Source organism: Mycobacterium sp. 1164966.3 (assembly GCF_001665395.1).
GTDB lineage: Bacteria > Actinomycetota > Actinomycetes > Mycobacteriales > Mycobacteriaceae > Mycobacterium.
The window spans coordinates 38518-57666 of sequence record NZ_LZSG01000035.1 but is presented as its reverse complement, the minus strand read 5'-3'; the positions used below and the strand labels follow the sequence as shown (position 1 = coordinate 57666).

The window sequence follows — 19149 nt, the reverse complement described above, 5'->3', positions numbered from 1 at the left end:
GGCGGTCACAGCGCCCCGCCGAATTCACCGGGCAGATGGACAGATTCATGAAAATCGTCCAGCCCGACCAGGTCGTGACCCATCTTGTCGCGTTTGGTCATCAAATACCGGATGTTCTCGGCGTTGGCCCGCACCGGCAGCGGTACCCGCTCGATGATGTGCAACCCGTAACCGTCCAGGCCGACTCGCTTCGCCGGGTTGTTGGTCAGCAGCCGCATCGAGCGCACGCCCAGGTCCACCAGGATCTGAGCGCCGATCCCGTAGTCCCTTGCATCGGCCGGTAATCCGAGCTTGAGGTTGGCCTCCACGGTGTCTTCGCCGGCATCCTGCAGCTGGTATGCCTGTAGCTTGTGCATCAGGCCGATGCCCCGGCCCTCGTGGCCGCGCATGTACAACACGACGCCACGTCCCTCTCGCGCGACCATCGCCATCGCGGCGTCCAGCTGTGGTCCGCAATCGCAACGGCGGGAACCGAACACATCGCCGGTCAGGCATTCGGAGTGCACCCGGACCAGCACGTCGTCGCCGTCGGCGTTCGGGCCGGCGATCTCGCCGCGGATCAGCGCGATGTGCTCGACATCCTCGTAGATGCTGCTGTAGCCGATAGCGCGAAACTCCCCGTGCCGCGTCGGGATGCGGGCCTCGGCGATCCGCTCGATGTGCTTCTCGTGTTTGCGCCGCCACTCGATCAGATCGGCGATGGTGATCATCGCCAGACCGTGCTCGTCGGCGAACACCCGCAGCTCGTCGGTCTGGGCCATCGAGCCCTCGTCCTTCTGGCTGACGATCTCGCAGATCGCTCCCGCCGGGTGCAACCCCGCCATGCGAGCCAAGTCGACGGCGGCCTCGGTGTGACCGGGACGGCGCAACACCCCACCGTCCTTGGCGCGCAACGGAACAACGTGGCCGGGACGGGTGAAATCGTCGGCGACGCTAGTGGGATCTGCCAGCAACCGCATCGTGGTCGCCCGGTCGGAGGCCGAAATCCCGGTACCCACACCCTTTTTGGCGTCGACGGTAACCGTGTATGCGGTGCCGTGCTTGTCCTGGTTCACCGCGTACATCGGTAACAGACCCAGCCGGTCGCAGATCGCCCCGTCCAGCGGGACACACAGATAGCCCGAGGTGTAACGGACCATGAAGGCCACCATCTCCGGTGTCGCCATTTGCGCAGCGAAGATCAGGTCGCCCTCGTTCTCCCGATCCTCGTCATCGATGACGACGACGGCCTTGCCGGCCGCGATGTCGGCAACCGCCCGTTCGACGGAGTCCAACCTCGTCATCGCTACTACCTTGCTGTCGGAAGGGCCGGTACAGAGTGCCCAAGTGTTGCATTCAGTATGAACCACCGCACCCCCGGCAGTATTGCCACGGTTTATCCAGCGGGACGGTTCACGTCGCCGGCTCCAGCGCCTGACGCCATCGCTGGCGGACACCGCGCGTCTGAAAGGCCCTGAAGACGTGGAAGTAGCGGACGAAGTCGAAGTCTTCGTAGTCGGCAGGCAGTGTGAATGAAATGATCCAAGGCTCGGCCGGCCCTTGGCGGATCTCACACAGATTGCCCAGGCTGGTGTCCGGCCAGCTGATCTCGTAACTGTCACGCGGGAATTCGAAGACTGTGACCGGCTGGCCGCTCTTCAGTCGCTTCTTGAGGTCCGGTACGTGAAGTCGCCGCGCCAACCATCCGGCATGCCCGCTCTTATCGACGAGGGTGCAACGCAAAGTCTGATCGGTGAGCTCCAGGCGCGCGATCGGCGGCGACCCCCGATGCAGCAATCCGGCGTAGGGCAGCCCCCAGAACACACTCAACATGGGGCTACGCCGCAGTAGATAGACGTCGGTCACCGGTGGCGGGGTCGTCGACATCAGAAACGTCGCCGAATTCAGGGCCAGCAACCGGTGTGGTGAATATCGGAAGACGCTCACGACGATCTCCTGTTACGGGGCTTCCGCTATTTTCGCAGTGTTTCCGCTGCTCACGCTGAGCAAACGCTCGACGTATTTGGCGATCACGTCGACTTCGAGGTTCACCTGCGCGCCCACTGGCGCGCTGCCCAGCGTGGTCAGCTCACGGGTGGTCGGGATCAGCGAGACTTCGAACCAGTCCCACGGTTCTGAACCCAGACCGGACACGGTCAGCGAAATTCCGTCGACAGTGATCGAGCCCTTCTCCACGATGTAGCGAGCCACCGAAGCCGGCACCTCGATCCGCACCACCTCCCAGTTTTCGGACGGCGTGCGGGCCACCACCACGCCGGTGCCGTCCACGTGCCCCTGCACGATGTGCCCGCCCAGCCGGCTGTTGACGGCCGCGGCGCGTTCCAGGTTCACCCGGCTGCCGACCCCCAGTTCACCCAAGTTGGACCGCTTCAGCGTCTCGGCCATCACGTCGGCGCTGAACTGACCGTCCGGCAGCACCTCCACGACGGTGAGGCAGACGCCGTTGACCGCGATCGAATCTCCGTGGCCGGCGTCCGCGGTCACGACCGGACCCCGGACCACCAGCCGCGCGGCATCGGAGAGGCTCTCCCGGCCGGTCACCTCTCCGAGTTCCTCGACAATTCCGGTGAACATCGCACCAGGTTAATGAGTGTTGCGACGCTCCGGCACCCCCGTGGTTCACCGGCCACGTCAGGCGCACCCTCTACGATGGCAGACTATGCAGATTTATAGGTTGTGGTCGCAGTTGCGTCACTGTCCGAGGCGATGGAACGCATGACGAATCCAGATCAGGGTCCGGGCAACCCGCATGGTGAAGAGTTAGACCCCGTGGCGACGCCTACCGAGGGCAATCCACCCACAGCACCCGCAGACCCCGGCATGCAACCCCCACCAGCCGCCGTGGAACCGGATGCAGCCGTCCGGCAGTCCCGGACGCGGCTACTGCGGGGCTTGGGCGTGCTGCTGATCGTTGGCGTTGTGGTTGCGGCTGCGGTAGTGATCTTCATTCTTCAGCACGGTTCCAAGCAGAGCGGCGCACCGCTTCCGGACGCGAAGACGTTGGTCAAGCAGTCCGCCGATGTCACCAAGACCGTCAAAACCGCGCACCTGGACCTGACAGTCAACGGCAAGATCCAAGGGCTGCCGCTCAAATCCCTGACCGGCGATCTGGCCGCAACCCCACCCACCGCCGCGAAAGGCAACGCCAAAGTCCTGCTCGGCGGCAGCAGTGAGATTGATGCCGACTTCGTGATCCTGGACGGCGAGCTGTACAGCACCGCGCTCAGCCCCGGCAAATGGGACGACATGGGGAAAGTGGACGACCTCATCCATTACGATCCGTCGTCGATTCTGAACCCCGACACCGGGCTGGCCAACGTGCTGGCGAACCTCACCGACCCCAAGGCCGAAGGCCGGGACACCATCAACGGACAGAGCACCATCCGCATCAGCGGAAAAGTCAGCGCGGATGTCCTCAACAAGCTGGCACCTCTGAATGTGTCCCAGCCGACGCCGACCACCGTGTGGATCCAGGAGACCGGCGACCACCAGCTGGCACAGGTGAAGGTCGACAAGGGTTCGGGCAATTCGATCCAGATGGCCTTGTCGAACTGGAACCAGCCGGTCCAGGTCACCAAGCCAGCGAGCTGATCAGCATGCGGGCCGGACGCCGAGTCGCAATCAGCGCGGGCAGCCTCGCAGTACTGCTGGGCGCCCTGGACACCTATGTCGTCGTCACCATCATGCGCGACATCATGACGGACGTCGGTATTCCGATTAACAAGCTGCAGCGGATCACCTGGATCGTCACGCTGTACCTGCTGGGCTACATCGCCGCGATGCCGCTGCTCGGCCGCGCCTCGGACCGGTTCGGCCGCAAGATGCTGCTGCAGGTCAGCCTGGCCACGTTCATGGTGGGATCGGTCGTGACCGCACTGGCCGGTCACTTCGGCGACTTCCACATGCTGCTCGCCGGCCGAACGATTCAAGGTATCGCCAGCGGCGCGTTGCTGCCGGTCACGTTGGCGCTGGGCGCCGATTTGTGGTCGCAGCGCAACCGCGCCGGCGTGCTCGGCGGCATCGGCGCCGCCCAGGAGCTCGGTAGTGTGCTCGGTCCGCTGTACGGAATCTTCATCGTCTGGCTGTTCCACGACTGGCGCTACGTGTTCTGGATCAACGTCCCGTTGACGCTGATCGCCATGGCGATGATCCAGTTCAGCTTGCCGTCACACGACCGCAGCGCCGAGCCGGAGCGCATCGACCTGGTCGGCGGTCTGCTGCTGGCCGTCACACTGGGTCTGGCCGTGATCGGGCTGTACAACCCGAACCCGGACGGCAAACAGGTGCTGCCCAGCTACGGTTTGCCGTTGGTGATCGGCGCCCTCGTCGCCGCGGTGGTGTTCTTCCTCTGGGAGCGTTACGCGCGCACCCGACTGATCGACCCCGCCGGCGTGCACTTCCGGCCGTTCCTGTCCGCTCTGGGCACGTCGGTTACCGCCGGCGCGGCACTGATGGTGACGCTGGTCGACGTCGAACTGTTCGCTCAGGGAGTGCTGGGCAAGAGCCAGACCGAAGCGGCCGGACTGCTGTTGTGGTTCCTCATTGCGCTACCGATCGGGGCAGTACTGGGCGGCTGGATCGCCACCAGAATCGGCGACCGCGCGGTGACTTTCGTCGGGATGCTCATCGCCGCCGGTGGCTATTGGCTGATTCACTACTGGCGGGAAGACTTGCTGGACCGCCAGCACAGCATTTTCGGGTTGTTCGACGTGCCCTGGGTGCACTCCGACCTGCTGGTTGCCGGTCTCGGCCTGGGCCTGGTGATCGGACCCCTTTCTTCGGCCACCCTGCGGGTGGTGCCGGCGGCGCAGCACGGTGTCGCCTCCGCGGCGGTGGTGGTGGCCCGGATGACCGGCATGTTGATCGGTGTCGCCGCGCTGAGCGCCTGGGGCTTTTACCGGTTCAACCACATCCTCGCGGAGAAGTTGGCCCAGATACCGCCGGAGCTCAAGGGGATTTCGCGGATGCTCGCGCAGCGGCCACTGATCACGCAGGCATTCGGAGAGATGTACGGCGATATCTTCCGGGCCACGGTCCTCATTTGTATCGTCGGTGCGCTCTTGGGTCTGCTGATCAGCGGTCGCAAAGAGCACGCCGAAGAACCGGGCGTCGCGGAACCGGAGCCCGTGGTAGACCCGGCCCCCACGGTGTAAGCGCACAGGCCTAGCCGCGCGACACCAGGCTGAGGACCAGGTCCGGGCCGACGCGTTCGACACTGTCGTATTGCCAGCGCAACGCGCGGGAGATGCTGGGCACCCCCACGTCGTCGACGGCGACGACGGGACCGCCCAGCAGAATCGGCGCCACATACGCCAGAATGCGGTCGATCGCCCCGGCCCGCAGGAAAGAACCGGCGAGGGTCGGACCGCCCTCCAACAGCACATCGGTACGGTCGGAAAGCGCCTTGAGCACCTCCAGCGGATCATGGGTTCGGATCACCATAGTGCGCGCGTCGTCGTTGAGAACCTTTGCCTCGGAAGGTATTTCACGCATACCCACCACTACGCGCAGCGGCTGCCGCTCGGCGAGCGAGCCGTCGGGCAACCGCGCCGTCAAAGCCGGATCGTCGGCCAGCACGGTGCCGGTGCCGACCACAATCGCGTCGGCGGTGGCGCGACGCCGATGCAGGTCGGCGCGGGCCGCCTCACCGGTAATCCACTGGCTGGATCCGTCGGCGGCGGCGCTGCGCCCGTCGATGCTGGTGGCATACTTCCACGTCACGTGCGGTAGCCCGGTCCGCTGCTTGTGCAGCCACTCTCGCAGCGGTCCGCTGGACACCTGGTCGGCCAGCACACCGGAGCGCACCCGCACTCCCGCCGCCGACAACCGTTGCGCCCCACCTGCCGCGATCTCGTGGGGGTCGGCGACCGCGTAAATCACTTCCTCGACGTGCGCTTCGATCAAAGCGTCCACGCACGGCGGAGTCTTGCCGAAGTGGTTACACGGCTCGAGGGTGACCACCGCGATGCCGCCGGCCGCCAGGGCCCCCGCCCGGCGCAGCGCGATGACCTCGGCGTGCTCGCCGCCCGCCGGCTGGGTCGCGCCGACGCCCACCACCCGGCACTCCTGGTCCAGGATCACCGCCCCGACCGGCGGGTTCGGATACGTGGTGCCCTTGACCTGGCAGGAGTGCTCGATCGCCAGGCGCATCGCCTCGTCGATGCTGTCGACCTGTTCGACGCTGCTCATGACCTGCTCTGAAGACCGATCAGAGGCCCAGATGGGGCGAGGCGGCGCCGGCCTGGCGCCGTAGTGCCTCCACGGCGGCCTCGGGGTCATCCGCGCCGTATACCGCCGACCCGGCGACAAAGCAGTCGACGCCGGCCTCGGCCGCCTGCTCGATGGTGTCCTCGTTGATGCCGCCGTCTATCTCGACCAGGATGGTCAGCTCCCCCCCATCGACCATCTTGCGCACGACGCGCACCTTCCCCAGCACGTCGGGGATGAAGTCCTGGCCGCCGAAGCCGGGCTCTACCGACATGATCAGCAAGGTGTCGAAGTGCGGGAGGATGTCCAGGTAAGGCTCCAGCGGGGTGCCCGGCTTCACGCTGATCCCGGCTTTGGCGCCCGCGGCCCGGATGTCGCGGGCCACGCCGACGGGATTGTCGGTGGCCTCGGCGTGGAACGTGACGTTGTAGGCGCCCGCTTCGGCGTACGGCGGCGCCCACCGGTCCGGGTTCTCGATCATCAGATGACAATCCATCGGGATGTCGGTGACAGCCAACAGACTCTCCACCACCGGCAGCCCGATCGTCAGGTTGGGCACGAAGTGGGCGTCCATCACGTCGACATGCAGCCAGTCGGCGCCATTCACAGCGGCTGCCTCATCGGCGAGCCGGGCAAAATCGGCGGCCAGGATGGACGGCGCTATCAGCGGTCGCGCGTTGCCGGCAGACATGTGCGCCACACTACTTACTTCCGGTTGCTTCCTGGCAACCGGCGCAGCGCGGCGGCGAACATGGCATCGGTGCCGTGCCGGTGCGGCCAGAGCTGCACCTGCGGGCCGTCGCCCAGGCCCTCGCGGACAGGCTCGAACAGCGGCCGAGTGTCCATGGCGCACACCGGATGACGACGCAGCGCGTCGGCGACAATGCCGGTGGATTCGGCCAGATGTGGCGAACAGGTCGCATACAGCACCACCCCGCCCGGCCGGGTGAGTTCGATCGCGGCCGCCAGCAGCTCACGTTGCAGCCTGGCCAATGCGGGTACGTCGGCCGGTTGGCGCCGCCAGCGCGCTTCGGGCCGGCGGCGCAATGCGCCCAACCCGGTGCACGGCACGTCGACAAGCACCCTGTCGAACCCCGGCTCGAGATCGGTGTGCCGCCCGTCCACCCGCAGCACCTCGACGGGCAGTCCGCGGGTGTTCTCGGCCACCAGGTCGGCGCGACGCGGCGACGGCTCGACGGCGGTAACCCGGGCCAACGGGCCGGCGCCCTGGCTCAGCAGCAACGCGGCCAGCAGCGCGGTCTTGCCGCCCGGCCCGGCGCACAGGTCCAGCCAGCGTCCTGCGTCGTCGTCGACCGGCGCCAGCGTCAGCGCGCGGGCCACCAGTTGGCTGCCCTCGTCCTGGACCAAAGCCCTACCGTCGCGCACCGGCTCCAGCTGCGCTGGATCGCCGCCGGGCAGGTACACCGCATACGGCGAATAACGTCCGACCGTGCCCCGCCCCTCAGGGCCCAATTCAGCGGCCAGTTCGGCGGCGGTCAGCACTCCCGGGCGGGCCGCCAGATGCACCTGAGGCCGTTCGTCGTCGCTGGCCAGAAGCGCGTCGAGTTCTCCGGCCGCCGCGCCCAACGCGTCGGCGAAGGCCTGGGCGATCCAGCGCGGGTGGGCATGCACGAACGCCGCGTGACCGATCGGATCTCGCGACCGGTCGGGAGCCAGCTCCTCGACCCAGGACCGCTCGTCGCGGCCGGCGATGGTACGCAGTACAGCGTTCACGAAACCCGCTCGCGCCGAATCGAATTCGAGTCCAGCCTGTTCCACCGTGGTGGACACCGCGGCGTAGGCGTCGACTCGGGTGCGCAGTAGCTGATAAGTGCCCAGCCGCAGCAGGTCGAGCAGCACCGGATCGATCGCCCGCGTCGGGCGTCCGGCCGCCGCACTGATGACCGCATCGAGCAGACCCAGGGTGCGGCAGGTGCCGTAGGTCAGCTCGGTGGCAAACGCGGCGTCGCGCCCGCTGATGCCGCGTTGACGCAGCAGCGCGGGCAAGGCCAGGTTCGCGTAGGCGCTGCGTTCGCTGACCGCCCGCAGCACGTCGAAGGCCGCGCGACGGGCCGGGTCCAGCGGCCGTCGTTTGGCAGTCATGACGCCCGCGCGTCGGGTTCGAGCCGGGCGCCGCGAGCCCAGTCCACGGCGTTCATGACTTTCTTGCCGGGCGGCTGAATGTGGCCCAGCCGCACCGGATCTGAGCCGGTGCCGATCCAGACGCTCTTGCGCTCTACCCGAATTGCACCAGGCGACAAGGATTCCGGAGCCTGGTCGAGGTGTACGGGTCCGAGCTTTACCCGCATATTTCCGATAAGCGTCCAGGCGCCGGGATTTGGTGTGACGGCACGAATCCGGCGCTCTACGACCGGCGCAGGCAGCTCCCAGCGCACCCGGGCCTGCTCGACGGTGATCTTCGGCGCCAGGCTGACGCCGTCGGCCGGTTGCGGTCGCGGCGTCAGTGTCCCGTCGGCGATGCCGTCCAGGGTGGTCGACAGCAGCACGGCACCTGAATCCGCCAGCCGCCCAAGCAGATCGCCCGCCGTGTCGGTGGGCCGGATGGACTCGGTGACCACGCCGTAAACCGGTCCGGAGTCCAGGCTTCGTTCGATCTGAAATGTCGTGGCCCCGGTGATGGTGTCCCCCGCGGCGATCGCGGCCTGCACCGGCGCCGCGCCGCGCCAGGCCGGCAGCAACGAGAAGTGCAGGTTGATCCAGCCGCGTGGGGGCACCGCCAGCAGCGCGTCGCCGAGCAGCGCGCCGTAGGCCACCACCGCGCAACACTCCGGCGCCAGCTCCGAGAGCTCACCGACGAACTCCGGCGAGTTCGGCCGCGACGGTCGCAGCACGGGAATACCGCGATCGAGCGCCTCACGTGCCACCGCTGACGGCTCCGGCTTGCCTCGCCTGCCGGAGGCGGCGTCCGGTCGCGTCAGCACCGCCACCACGTCATGGCGCGGCGAGTCGACGAGGCGACGCAGCGCCGGCAAGGCGGTTTCGGGGGTGCCGGCGAAGACGAGGCGCACCGGGACAGTCTAGAAAGGGGCCGAGCCAGCCGAGCGCCACGGAGTTCTATATCTCGTCGTCGAGGTACGCCGCCGGCTCGCCGCCGGCGGTGGTGAACGCGTTGAGCGCACGTACCAGGCCGTGACGGTCCTGTACTGGCATTTGCTCGACGATGCGGGCAATCTCGGCGCGTCGGTGCGCAGTGACCTGCCGGACGATTTTGCGTCCGTGTGGCGTCAGCGCGGCCAACAGCTCACGGCGCGAGGTGGGGTGCGGCATCCGATCGATGAGGCCCGCGCTGACCAGCCGATCGACCATTCGACCGGTAGCCGACGGCTTGACGCCTAACAGCCCGGCCAGCGTCGCGAGGTTGATCGGACCCTGGTTGGACAGAATCACTAGGGTCCGGAATTGCGGGATGGTGATGCTCTCGTCCACCTGAGAGATCGAGCGGGCAGAGATTGCCACCAACAGCCGGGACGCGGTCAGCAACGCATCGGTAATCGCGTCCAGGGAGTCGTCGACCGGTAAAGCATTGTCCGCCGGCATCCTGGGTTCCCCTTTTCCCGAGCCGTCTATTTCGTTTCCGCATCACCGTAAAAGCTATGGCGGGGTGAGTCTAGCAAAGCCTGAATGTAGCAAATGTATATTATTGCTCATGTATATTGTTCTGGTACCGTCGACGACGACGTTTCCGCCCGTTCTCCGCACCCCTAGGAGTTACCAATGACGATCGACACGCCTATTCGCGAAGACCAGCACCTTGCGACCACGCACCGCGCGGTATGGGCATCGGGCGACTACGCCCTGATGGCCGAGGAGGTCATGGCCCCGCTCGGCCCAATCCTGGTTGCAGCGACGGGGATTGGCCCCGGTCAGCGGGTGCTCGACGTCGCCGCCGGCTCTGGCAATATCTCGCTTCCGGCAGCCCGGACGGGCGCCGGCGTGGTGTCCACCGACCTCACCCCGGAACTGCTGGACCGATCCCGAAGCAGGGCAACAGAGCTGGGTCTGACGCTGCACTGGCAGCAGGCCAACGCCCACGCCCTGCCGTTCGGCGATGGCGAGTTCGACACCGTGATCTCGGCGATCGGCGTGATGTTCGCACCAGATCAGCAGCGTGCGGCCGACGAATTGGTGCGGGTGTGCCGCCCCGCCGGCACGATCGGCGTAATCAGTTGGACACCAACGGGGTTCTTCGGCCGGATGCTGGCCACCATCCGGCCGTACCGGCCCAGCCTTACGGCGGCCGTCCCACCGGCGGCGTTGTGGGGTCGCGAGGATTACGTGCGCGGTCTGCTGGGAGATCGGGTCACCGACGTCAGCGCGAGCCGAGAGATGTTGGCGGTCAATCGCTTTGACAGTGCCGAGGATGTGCACTACTACTTCAGGAATCACTACGGCCCGACGATCGAGGCCTTCGCGAACATCGGCGACAACGCGGTTCTGGCGGCCGCGCTGGATGCGCAGCTGGTCGAACTCGCCCAGGAGTTCCTGGCGGGTGGGGTCATGGAGTGGGAGTATCTGCTGCTGACCGCGAAAAAACGATGAGCCGCCCGCAACTAGCGTCGTGGGTGACTTTCGTCGAGATCGACGCTGGCGCGAAAAAGCTCGAGTGGCCTGCGCGCCAGCGTCGACCTCGCTGTCCGAAACCTAATCGACTCGCGACGTCAGCCGATGTGCAGTGGGTCGATCTGCACCCGGACCGGCTCGTGGGTTCCTCTGGTGCTGAGCACACTGACGGCGCGCCGCAGCGCCGCTGCCAGCTCCAGCCCGCGCTCCCGCCGCACCCGGACCAACATCCTGGTGACGAGGGCGCCGGTAGGCGTTCCCGCTGGGCGGCGTGATCCCGGCGGCAGGTCCACCGGGCCGAGCAGGTCGGCTTGGAGGCTTTCCAGGTCGGGCGATCGGACGGCGTCCAGCAGCGCCGCAACGGCGTCAGCAAAGCCGTCCAGGGCGGCCAGATGCACGCTCGGCGGCAGCCCGACTTCGGCGCGAGCCGCCAGTTCGGCCTCGGCGTGACCCACCGGATCCCATCGGATCAGAGATTGCACCGTCGGGATGGACGCGTCGGCAACCACGGTCACCACACCGCCGTCGCCGCGGGGCCGCACCAGCGCAGCAGCGGTCATCCACCGCCACAGGGCTTCCTCGGCCGCGCGCAGGTCCTGCCTGCCCAGCAACGCCCAGGTGTCCAGCAGCAGTGCCGACCCGTATCCGCCTGCTGCGCGGGGCTCGGCCCCCGGGGTGGCCACCACCACCGCCGGTCGGGCAGGGACCTCGGAAACGACGGCCTCCCCCGCCGACGTGACGACGGGCGTACCCGGGAATGCCCGGCCGAGCTCCTCGGCAGTGCGCCGGGCCCCGACGACGACGGCGCGCACCGAATCCGATCCGCAGCGCGTGCATTTCAGCGTCGGATCCACCCGCCCACACCAGCGGCACGCAGTGCCCGGTGCACCACGATCCTGAAGCGACAGTGGGCCTGTGCAATGCCGGCAGCGCGCTATCGTGCGGCAACGCCCGCAGGCCAGGGACGGCACGTATCCGCGGCGTGGCACCTGCACCAGCACGGGCGCCCCAGCATCAAGCGCGGAGCGGGCGGCCCGCCGCGCGATGGACGGGATTCGCGCGGGGCGGGCCGCCGGGTCGCGTTCGTCGGCGTATCCACGGTCGTCCAGCGCAACCACCCGCGGAGTGCGAGCCCGCACCACCGGTCGCGCCGCGACGATGTCGTGCGCCCAACCGCTACGCACCAGCGCATGGGCTTCAGCGGTGCGGGCATAGCCGCCGATCAGGGCCGCGCACCGCGCCTGGTGCGCGCGCAGCATCGCCACCTCCCGGGCATGCGGATACGGCGCCCGTGGCTCGGCCAACGTGTCGTCGGCATCGGCCCACACCATGACCAGGCCCAGGTCGTTCAGCGGCGCGAACACCGCACTGCGGGTACCGATCACCAGCCGGGCGCTGCCCCGCAATGCGGCCAGCCAGCGCCGGTAGCGCGCCGCCGGCCCCAAGCCCGCTGAGAGCGCCACCGCACTGTTCTCGTCGATGCGCGCCGTCGTTGCCTGCCACAGTGCGTCCAGATCGCGCTGGTCGGGCACGACAGCCAGCACCGAACGGCCGCTTCGCACGGTTTGGGCGGCGGCCTCGGCGAACCGGTCGGCCCACGGCTCGCCAGGTAACGCCTGCCAGACGGCGCGCGCAGCGCGCGACTCGGCCAACGCGGTCAAGAACTGCCCGCCGCGGCCGTACACCTCCCATCCGCCCGGGTCGACGGGCGCGATCTCCGGGCGAGCGGGGATCGCGACGGGCTCGCGCTCCACTCTGGCGTGCCGCGCGGGCACGGCCAGTCGCAACACGTCTGGCCGGGTGCCGGCATAGCGCGCCGCGACCGCGTCGACCAACCGCCGAATCTCCGGGGTCAGCACGGGCTCTGGCGAGACGACCCGGTCGAGCCAGCCCAGTCTGCCGGTGTGGTCGGTGTCGTTGCGCCGCTCCAGCAGAAACCCGTCGACCAGGCGCCCGTGAAACCGCACCCGCACTCGCACGCCCGGCTGCGCATCGTCGGACTGCTCGGCCGACACCAGGTAGTCGAACTCGCGGTCCAGGTGCGGCACGGACAGCATCGGCAGCACCCGCGCGATCGGCTCTACCTGCAGGGGTGTGCGAACTGTGCCGACGCGCGTCACCGGTTACCGCCCGGCGCAGCGAGATTCACGGTTGGACGACATGGTTCTTTGTTACCGGCGCCCACCGACACTCAGTCGTCGGCGGTAACGACAGCGTCGTCGGCTTCGTCATTCGATCCGTCGAGGGGTTCTCTGCCGAAGAAGAACCCGGCTGTGATCAGGATCAACGCCGCCGCGTACGACCACCAGATCGGCACCGCCAACAGCTCGTTGCCCAGGATGAACCGGCCGATGGCGATCATCGCGTCCGACACCGCGAAACACACGGCCCCCGCCGCGGTCCACATCGTCGGCAGCTTCGCCAGCAAAGCCGTGCACACCATCGTGCACAACACGACGATGTACAGCGTCACCGGCACGGTCAGGTTTTCCGCGCCCAGGTGCGGCCAGAACCAGCTCAATAGCGCCGCGCACAGCACGACCATCACCCCGACGGCCACGAGGCGAGCGCGCGACGGGCCGGAGCGCCACGCCAGCGGTAGCAATGCGCCCAGAAAACACAAGTGCGCCAACAGGAATGCGCCCAGGCCGAATACGAACGACTGCGCCAACCAGGGGACCGCCAACAGCCAGTCGCCAACCGCCGAGAGCAGCAGTGCCGGCATCAGCCACCGTCGCTCGCGGACGACGGGGTGCGCGACGGCAGCCAGCGTCAGCAACGCCGCCATCGAAGCCTTGAACGGCGGCTGCAGGATCCATTGCCCGGTCAGCGCGGCGCCCGGCGGCGAGCTCAACGCGATCACGGTCAGATACACGCCGTAGGCGATCCCGGCCCATCCGGCGACCACCCACCCTCCGGTCACCAAGCGCTGTGCGTACGGTTCCTCCATGCCCAACTTGGACAAGACCGCCGACGAGAAACCCGACATCGACCCCATCCTGATGAAGGTACTGGATAAGGTTCCGTTCCGGCTATCAGCCGAAGACGGGATCGAGGCAGCCCGCCAGCGATTGCGCGATCTGAAGCGCCGTGCGCTGCATCCCGAGTTGCGGGTGGAAGACCGCGCCATTGTGGGACCGGGCGGTCCGCTTGGGCTTCGAATCTATTGGCCGCCAAGTGATTCCACGCCTGCCGTGATGCAGCCGGTGGTGATGTTCTTCCACGGCGGCGGCTTCGTCATGGGCGATCTGGACACACATGACGGTACGTGTCGTCAGCATGCGGTGGGCGCGGGCGCGATTGTGGTGTCGGTCGACTACCGGCTGGCTCCCGAGCACCCATATCCCGCCGCGGTCGAAGACGCTTGGGCCGCAACGGTATGGGTTGCCGACCACGGCCGGGAGATCGGTGCCGACACCGACCGGCTCGCCCTCGCCGGTGATTCGGCGGGCGGGACCATCGCCGCGGTGGTCGCGCAGCTGGTCCGGGATCGCGGCGGCCCCTCGGTCGCGTTCCAGCTGTTGTGGTATCCCTCTACGCTGTGGGACATTTCGCTACCGTCCTTCACCGAGAACGCGAACGCGCCGATCCTCGACACCGCCGCAATCGGCGCGTTCTCTCGTTGGTACGCAGGCGAAGTCGACTTGTCCGACCCGCCGGCAGGCATAGCGCCGGGCCGGGCCAAGAATCTGGGCGATCTGCCGCGCAGCTACATCGGCGTAGCGGGCCACGACCCGCTACGCGACGACGGCATCCGGTACGGCGAGCTGCTGTCCGCCGCCGGCGTTCCCGTCGAGGTGCACAACGCCGAGACCATGGTGCACGGCTACCTGGGCTACGCCGGCGTGGCGCCGGCCGCCACCGATGCAATGGACCGCGGACTGGCCGCGTTGCGGGCTGCGCTACAGCCCTGACGCGGGCCCAGAGCAGGCGCAAATCGACGTGAATCAACTATTGCGTACGGTAGGCGGATGACCGACCCGACCACTGCCCGGCCACCCATCGATCCAGTGTTCAAAGCGCTGCTCGATGCGGTTCCGCTGACGTTCTCCGCCGCCGATGGCGTCGAGGTCGCACGCGCCCGGATGAAGCAGCTGCAAACACCCCCGGAAATGCTCCCCCAGCTGCGGATCGAGAACCGGACGATCGGTTACGGCGAGCTCACCGATATACCCGTCCGGATCTATTGGCCGCCGGTCGCCGCCCAGGATGGTTTGCCCGTCGTCGTCCTGTACCACGGTGGCGGCTGGTCTATCGGCGACCTGGACACCCACGACCCCGTCGCGCGAGCGCACTCGGTCGGTGCGGAGGCGATCGTGGTGTCCGTCGACTACCGGCTGGCGCCCGAGCACCCCTTCCCTGCCGGGATCGACGACAGCTGGGCCGCACTGCGCTGGGTCGGCGAGCACGCCGCCGAGCTGGGCGGCGACCCCGATCGAATCGCTGTGGCCGGCGATTCCGCGGGCGCCAACATCGCGGCGGTGATGGCGCAACTGGCCCGCGACAATACTGATCAGGGCGGACCGGCCCTGGTGTTCCAATTGCTGTGGTACCCGTCGACCACGGCCGACCTGACGTTGCCGTCGTTCGCCGAGAATGCCGATGCACCGATCTTGGACCGCGACGTGATCGACGCATTCATGCAGTGGTACATCCCCGGTGTCGATATCACCGACCACGCGACGTTGCCGGCCACCCTGGCCCCGGCCAACGCCGCTGACTTGTCCGGCCTGCCCCCTGCTTTCATCGGCACCGCCGAACACGACCCGTTGCGTGACGACGGGGCGCAGTATGCCGAGTTGCTCAGGGCGGCCGGCGTGCAGGTGGAGTTGTGCAACGAGCCCACCCTGGTACACGGCTACGTCAGCTTCGCAATGGTGGTTCCGGCCGCCGCCGAGGCCACAAACCGCGGAGTGGCGGCTCTGAAGAAAGCTCTGCACGGCTAAAGCGCCCGTGGGGGTGGCTAGGCTGGCACTACTACCCCAGGATGGCATGCACGTCGTCGGAAGGAGAGCTGAATGACTGCACAGCCCGACCACCACGTGCTGATTGTGGGTGCTGGCTTCTCGGGCATCGGCGCCGCGATCCAGCTAGACCGGGCGGGATTTCACGACTTCCTGATGCTCGAGGCCGGCGACGGAGTCGGTGGCACCTGGTACTGGAACACCTACCCTGGTATCGCCGTTGACATTCCGTCGTTCTCCTACCAGTTCTCGTTCGAGCAGAGCCCGGACTGGACAAGGACCTATGCGCCCGGCCGGGAACTCCAGGCGTACGCCGAACACTGCGTCGCAAAGTACGGGCTGCGCTCCCGAATCCGTTTCGGCACAAAGGTTCTCGCTGCCGAATTCGACGACGAGCACGGAATCTGGCGGTTGCAAACGGACCCCGGTGGCGAAATCACGGCGCGGTTCGTGATCAGCGCCAGTGGCGTGCTCACCGTGCCCAATCTGCCCGACATCGACGGCGTGGACTCCTTCGACGGCGTCACCATGCACACCGCGCGCTGGGACCACAGTCAGGATTTGACCGGCAAGCGTGTCGCAATCATCGGCACGGGTGCTTCGGCTGTGCAGGTGATCCCGGAGATCGCACCAATTGTCTCCCACCTCACCGTCTTTCAGCGCACACCGATCTGGTGCTTCCCGAAGTTCGACGTCCCGCTGCCGACCGCGGCGCGCTGGGCGATGCGGATCCCCGGCGGCAAATTCGTACAACGACTCGTCAGCCAGGCTTTCGTCGAATTGACCTTCCCGATCTCGGCGCAGTACTTCACGGTGTTTCCGCTGGCCAAACGGATGGCCGATGCGGGTCGCAGCTACTTGCGTCAGCAGGTCGAGGACCCGGCGGTGCGCGAGCAACTCACGCCGCAATACGCCGTCGGCTGTAAACGGCCCGGCTTCCACAACGGCTACCTGGCGACGTTCAACCGCGACAACGTGCGTCTGGTGACCCAGCCGATCGACAAGATCACGCCCGGTGCGGTGGCGACGACGGACGGCGAGAACCACGAGATCGATGTGCTGATACTGGCGACCGGCTTCAAGGTCATGGACACCGATAATGTCCCGACCTATGCCGTCACGGGCAGTGGTGGCCAGTCGTTGAGCCGCTTTTGGGATGAGCATCGGCTGCAGGCCTACGAGGGTGTCAGCGTCCCCGGGTTTCCTAACATGTTCACGGTTTTCGGCCCGTACGGCTACGTCGGTTCGTCGTACTTCGCGCTTATCGAGACCCAGACCCATCACATCGTGCGCTGCCTGAAGCGGGCTCGGCGCAGCGGCGCCACCCGTATCGAGGTGACCGAGGAGGCCAATGCCCGGTACTTCGCGGAGATGATGCGCAAACGCCACCGCCAGATCTTCTGGCAGGACAGTTGCCAGCTGGCCAACAGCTACTACTTCGACAAGAACGGCGACGTGCCACTACGTCCCGCCACGACGGTGGAAGCCTACTGGCGCAGTAGGCGATTCAATCTGGACGACTATCGGTTCACCGGGAGCTAATCAGCGCAAGCAGAACACTCATTTGCGCCCTTGGAGGATTCCCTCGATATTCCGCTCCGCCAGCGCGGTGATGGCCATGAAGGGGTTGCAGCCGAGGTAACCGGGGAGCAATGAGGCATCGTTGACATAGAGGTTGTCATACCCTTTCACCCTGCCGTAGCCGTCGGTTGCTTTGCCCCGGACAACTCCACCCAGCGGGTGAACCGTGTTGGGCGCGAACACGTTTCCTTCGAATAGGTCGTCGCGGTAGTCCACCCGGTTGGCGTGCGTCACTTTGTCGAAGACCAGCCGTGCTTTCGCGCGCAGGTGATCGGTATGACTTTCCGGCCATTTGATGGTGACGGCATCCTTGGCGCGGTCATAGCTGATGTCAGCGCGGTCACCGGTTCTGACCATCACGTAATAGCCCAACGCAAACGTCTCGACCGGAAGTGGAAGCGAGAACATGCTGGCGTACACCGGGTTGTCCGGATCGTCTCGACCGTCGAGGTTGATCATTCCCATCAAAGACTGCTGCGTACCGGCGGGATCGCCCGGTGCCAGCATGTGAGAAACCATGATGTCGCCGTTGTTTCCATAGCCGCGCCCGATCTCGCGGCTCAAGTTCGGCAGGGTCCCCGTCTCGCGCGCCCGCAGCAGCAACTCAGTGGTACCGAGCACTCCCGCGCTGAGAAACAGCCGCTCACAAGAGACTTCGGCGCGTGCCACCTCCTTGCCGAATCGGTCGATCTCGCGGATCGACAGGATGTAGTGGCCCGAACGCTCGCGCCGGATGCCGGTGACCTCGGTGAGTGGCTTCAGAGTGACCTTGCCGGTCGCCAATGCGGCGGCGATATAGGTCTGATCGACGCTGCCAAACCGGCCGTAGTTGTTGCCGTACTGCTGCTCAAAGTTCAACGCCGAGCGCGGAACCTGGCCCGCCTCTTCTCTTTTCATGTAGTCGAACGAGTAGGCGCTCCCGTTGTAGTCCACGCGGTAACCCGCTGCCTCCGCGTAGCGGCGCCCCACTCGCGCGTATTGAAACCAGGGTGTGTGCTCGAACCAGTCCATGTCGCGATAGCTGATCCGCAGCGTCGCCTTCGCGCGTTCGATATAGGTGCCCAGGAAGACGGCCGGGTCGATGTCCGGGAAGGCCGCGCGGACCTGGCCCGGGGTCGGTATGGCGGCAATCGCCGCGTTAACCATCGACCCTCCGCCGACTGCGGTTCCGCGAAACACGGTATGCGCGCCGTGGGCGACCTTTTCGCAGATCCCGGCCTGGACCGGTTGCGGCGACGGCGCGCGCCGGGCCACCTCTGCCATCGAGACGCCGCGGAAAGACGGCACCAGGCTGGGCGGCACCGAGGTGAACCAGCCGGCACGGTTGTCCGCGGGCAGCATCCGGGAGAAACGTTTGCCGTCTGCGTCGGCGGCGTCCCACCACCTGCCCTTTTCCAGAATCAGGGTCTCGACGCCGGCTTGCCCGAGCCGTAGCGCCGAGACCCCGCCACCATAGCCGCTACCCACCACGACGGCCCGGTAATGAGGTCGCAGGGCGGCTGCGTCGCTGCTTCGTTTGAGCTCGGCGGCCCCAGCGCCGACAGCGCCCACAGCAACCCCGGCGGCCACACCGAGAAACCGTCTGCGCGACAGATGCATTTGGCGCCTCCACCACTTCGCCGAGCTCAGGCCGAGACCAGCGCGGAAGTTATCACGCCCGCTCTGACCCAACTGTGATTCATATAACTATTGAATAACCATACCATAAGTATGTGATAACTGATAGTTTCAGCAAGCATGACAGGGCGCACGCTTCTATCTAGACCTTCGGAATGTTATTGGACGCAAGTACCATTACTTGATACTGACGTCGCCG

17 protein-coding genes are annotated in these 19149 nt (G+C 66.8%); 6 read left to right on the top strand and 11 right to left on the bottom strand.

Features of this window, described 5'->3' with window-relative positions; genetic code table 11:
- Positions 1–5 precede the first annotated feature (5 nt).
- The 3 genes from A9W99_RS12310 to A9W99_RS12300 all read right to left on the bottom strand — a co-directional run bounded on the left by A9W99_RS12310 (position 6) and on the right by A9W99_RS12300 (position 2574).
- Positions 6–1283 (bottom strand): bifunctional 3,4-dihydroxy-2-butanone-4-phosphate synthase/GTP cyclohydrolase II, encoded by a 1278-nt coding sequence (locus A9W99_RS12310; RefSeq protein ID WP_067236073.1) that lies wholly within the window; start codon positions 1281–1283, stop codon positions 6–8.
- A gap of 109 nt (positions 1284–1392) precedes the next feature.
- On the bottom strand, positions 1393–1926 hold the full coding sequence (locus A9W99_RS12305) for a hypothetical protein (protein WP_067377626.1): 534 nt from the start codon (positions 1924–1926) through the stop codon (positions 1393–1395).
- A 12-nt stretch (positions 1927–1938) separates the two neighbouring features.
- The gene (locus A9W99_RS12300; RefSeq protein ID WP_067377624.1) at positions 1939–2574 is read right to left on the bottom strand and encodes a riboflavin synthase; all 636 of its coding nucleotides are present in this window, start codon (positions 2572–2574) and stop codon (positions 1939–1941) included.
- 246 nt (positions 2575–2820) lie between these two features.
- Between A9W99_RS12300 and A9W99_RS12295 the strand changes: the two genes are divergently transcribed.
- Both A9W99_RS12295 and A9W99_RS12290 read left to right on the top strand, forming a co-directional pair.
- Positions 2821–3591, top strand: a complete 771-nt coding sequence (locus A9W99_RS12295; RefSeq protein ID WP_067377817.1) for an LppX_LprAFG lipoprotein — start codon at positions 2821–2823, stop codon at positions 3589–3591.
- A 5-nt stretch (positions 3592–3596) separates the two neighbouring features.
- Positions 3597–5153, top strand: coding sequence for an MFS transporter (locus A9W99_RS12290; RefSeq protein WP_156623075.1), 1557 nt, complete (start codon positions 3597–3599; stop codon positions 5151–5153).
- Positions 5154–5163: 10 nt separating this feature from the next.
- Here A9W99_RS12290 and ribD read toward each other — a convergent pair whose 3' ends face one another.
- Genes ribD through A9W99_RS12265 form a run of 5 tightly spaced genes read right to left on the bottom strand, consistent with a single transcriptional unit; the run spans position 5164 to position 9765 of the window.
- Positions 5164–6189 (bottom strand): bifunctional diaminohydroxyphosphoribosylaminopyrimidine deaminase/5-amino-6-(5-phosphoribosylamino)uracil reductase RibD, encoded by a 1026-nt coding sequence (gene ribD, locus A9W99_RS12285; RefSeq protein WP_067377622.1) that lies wholly within the window; start codon positions 6187–6189, stop codon positions 5164–5166.
- 19 nt (positions 6190–6208) lie between these two features.
- Positions 6209–6898: a ribulose-phosphate 3-epimerase gene (gene rpe / locus A9W99_RS12280; protein WP_067377620.1), complete on the bottom strand. Its 690-nt coding sequence runs from the start codon at positions 6896–6898 to the stop codon at positions 6209–6211.
- Positions 6899–6912: 14 nt separating this feature from the next.
- On the bottom strand, positions 6913–8310 hold the full coding sequence (locus A9W99_RS12275) for an RsmB/NOP family class I SAM-dependent RNA methyltransferase (protein WP_067377617.1): 1398 nt from the start codon (positions 8308–8310) through the stop codon (positions 6913–6915).
- A complete protein-coding gene (fmt, locus tag A9W99_RS12270) occupies positions 8307–9236 on the bottom strand; it encodes a methionyl-tRNA formyltransferase (protein WP_067377613.1) in 930 nt (309 codons plus the stop codon). The genes A9W99_RS12275 and fmt overlap by 4 nt, the downstream gene beginning before the upstream one ends.
- Before the next feature lie 46 nt (positions 9237–9282).
- Entirely contained in the window at positions 9283–9765 is a 483-nt protein-coding gene (locus tag A9W99_RS12265) for a MarR family winged helix-turn-helix transcriptional regulator (RefSeq protein WP_067377610.1), read from the bottom strand.
- A gap of 177 nt (positions 9766–9942) precedes the next feature.
- Between A9W99_RS12265 and A9W99_RS12260 the strand changes: the two genes are divergently transcribed.
- Positions 9943–10767 (top strand): class I SAM-dependent methyltransferase, encoded by an 825-nt coding sequence (locus A9W99_RS12260; protein WP_067377607.1) that lies wholly within the window; start codon positions 9943–9945, stop codon positions 10765–10767.
- Between the two features lie 119 nt (positions 10768–10886).
- On the opposite strand, the gene A9W99_RS12255 is transcribed toward A9W99_RS12260, so the two are convergent.
- Positions 10887–12845: a primosomal protein N' gene (locus A9W99_RS12255; RefSeq protein WP_067377811.1), complete on the bottom strand. Its 1959-nt coding sequence runs from the start codon at positions 12843–12845 to the stop codon at positions 10887–10889.
- 134 nt (positions 12846–12979) lie between these two features.
- Positions 12980–13738 (bottom strand): lysoplasmalogenase, encoded by a 759-nt coding sequence (locus tag A9W99_RS12250; protein WP_067377603.1) that lies wholly within the window; start codon positions 13736–13738, stop codon positions 12980–12982.
- Here A9W99_RS12250 and A9W99_RS12245 point away from each other — a divergent pair.
- The 3 genes from A9W99_RS12245 (at position 13737) to A9W99_RS12235 (ending at position 17294) form a co-directional block, all read left to right on the top strand.
- Positions 13737–14702: an alpha/beta hydrolase gene (locus A9W99_RS12245; RefSeq protein ID WP_067377600.1), complete on the top strand. Its 966-nt coding sequence runs from the start codon at positions 13737–13739 to the stop codon at positions 14700–14702. The two genes, A9W99_RS12250 and A9W99_RS12245, sit on opposite strands and share 2 nt — an antisense overlap.
- A 57-nt stretch (positions 14703–14759) precedes the next feature.
- A complete protein-coding gene (locus tag A9W99_RS12240) occupies positions 14760–15734 on the top strand; it encodes an alpha/beta hydrolase (RefSeq protein ID WP_067377598.1) in 975 nt (324 codons plus the stop codon).
- A gap of 72 nt (positions 15735–15806) precedes the next feature.
- The gene (locus tag A9W99_RS12235; RefSeq protein WP_067377595.1) at positions 15807–17294 is read left to right on the top strand and encodes an NAD(P)/FAD-dependent oxidoreductase; all 1488 of its coding nucleotides are present in this window, start codon (positions 15807–15809) and stop codon (positions 17292–17294) included.
- Between the two features lie 18 nt (positions 17295–17312).
- Here A9W99_RS12235 and A9W99_RS12230 read toward each other — a convergent pair whose 3' ends face one another.
- Positions 17313–18932 (bottom strand): GMC oxidoreductase, encoded by a 1620-nt coding sequence (locus A9W99_RS12230; RefSeq protein ID WP_067377592.1) that lies wholly within the window; start codon positions 18930–18932, stop codon positions 17313–17315.
- Positions 18933–19149 lie beyond the last annotated feature (217 nt).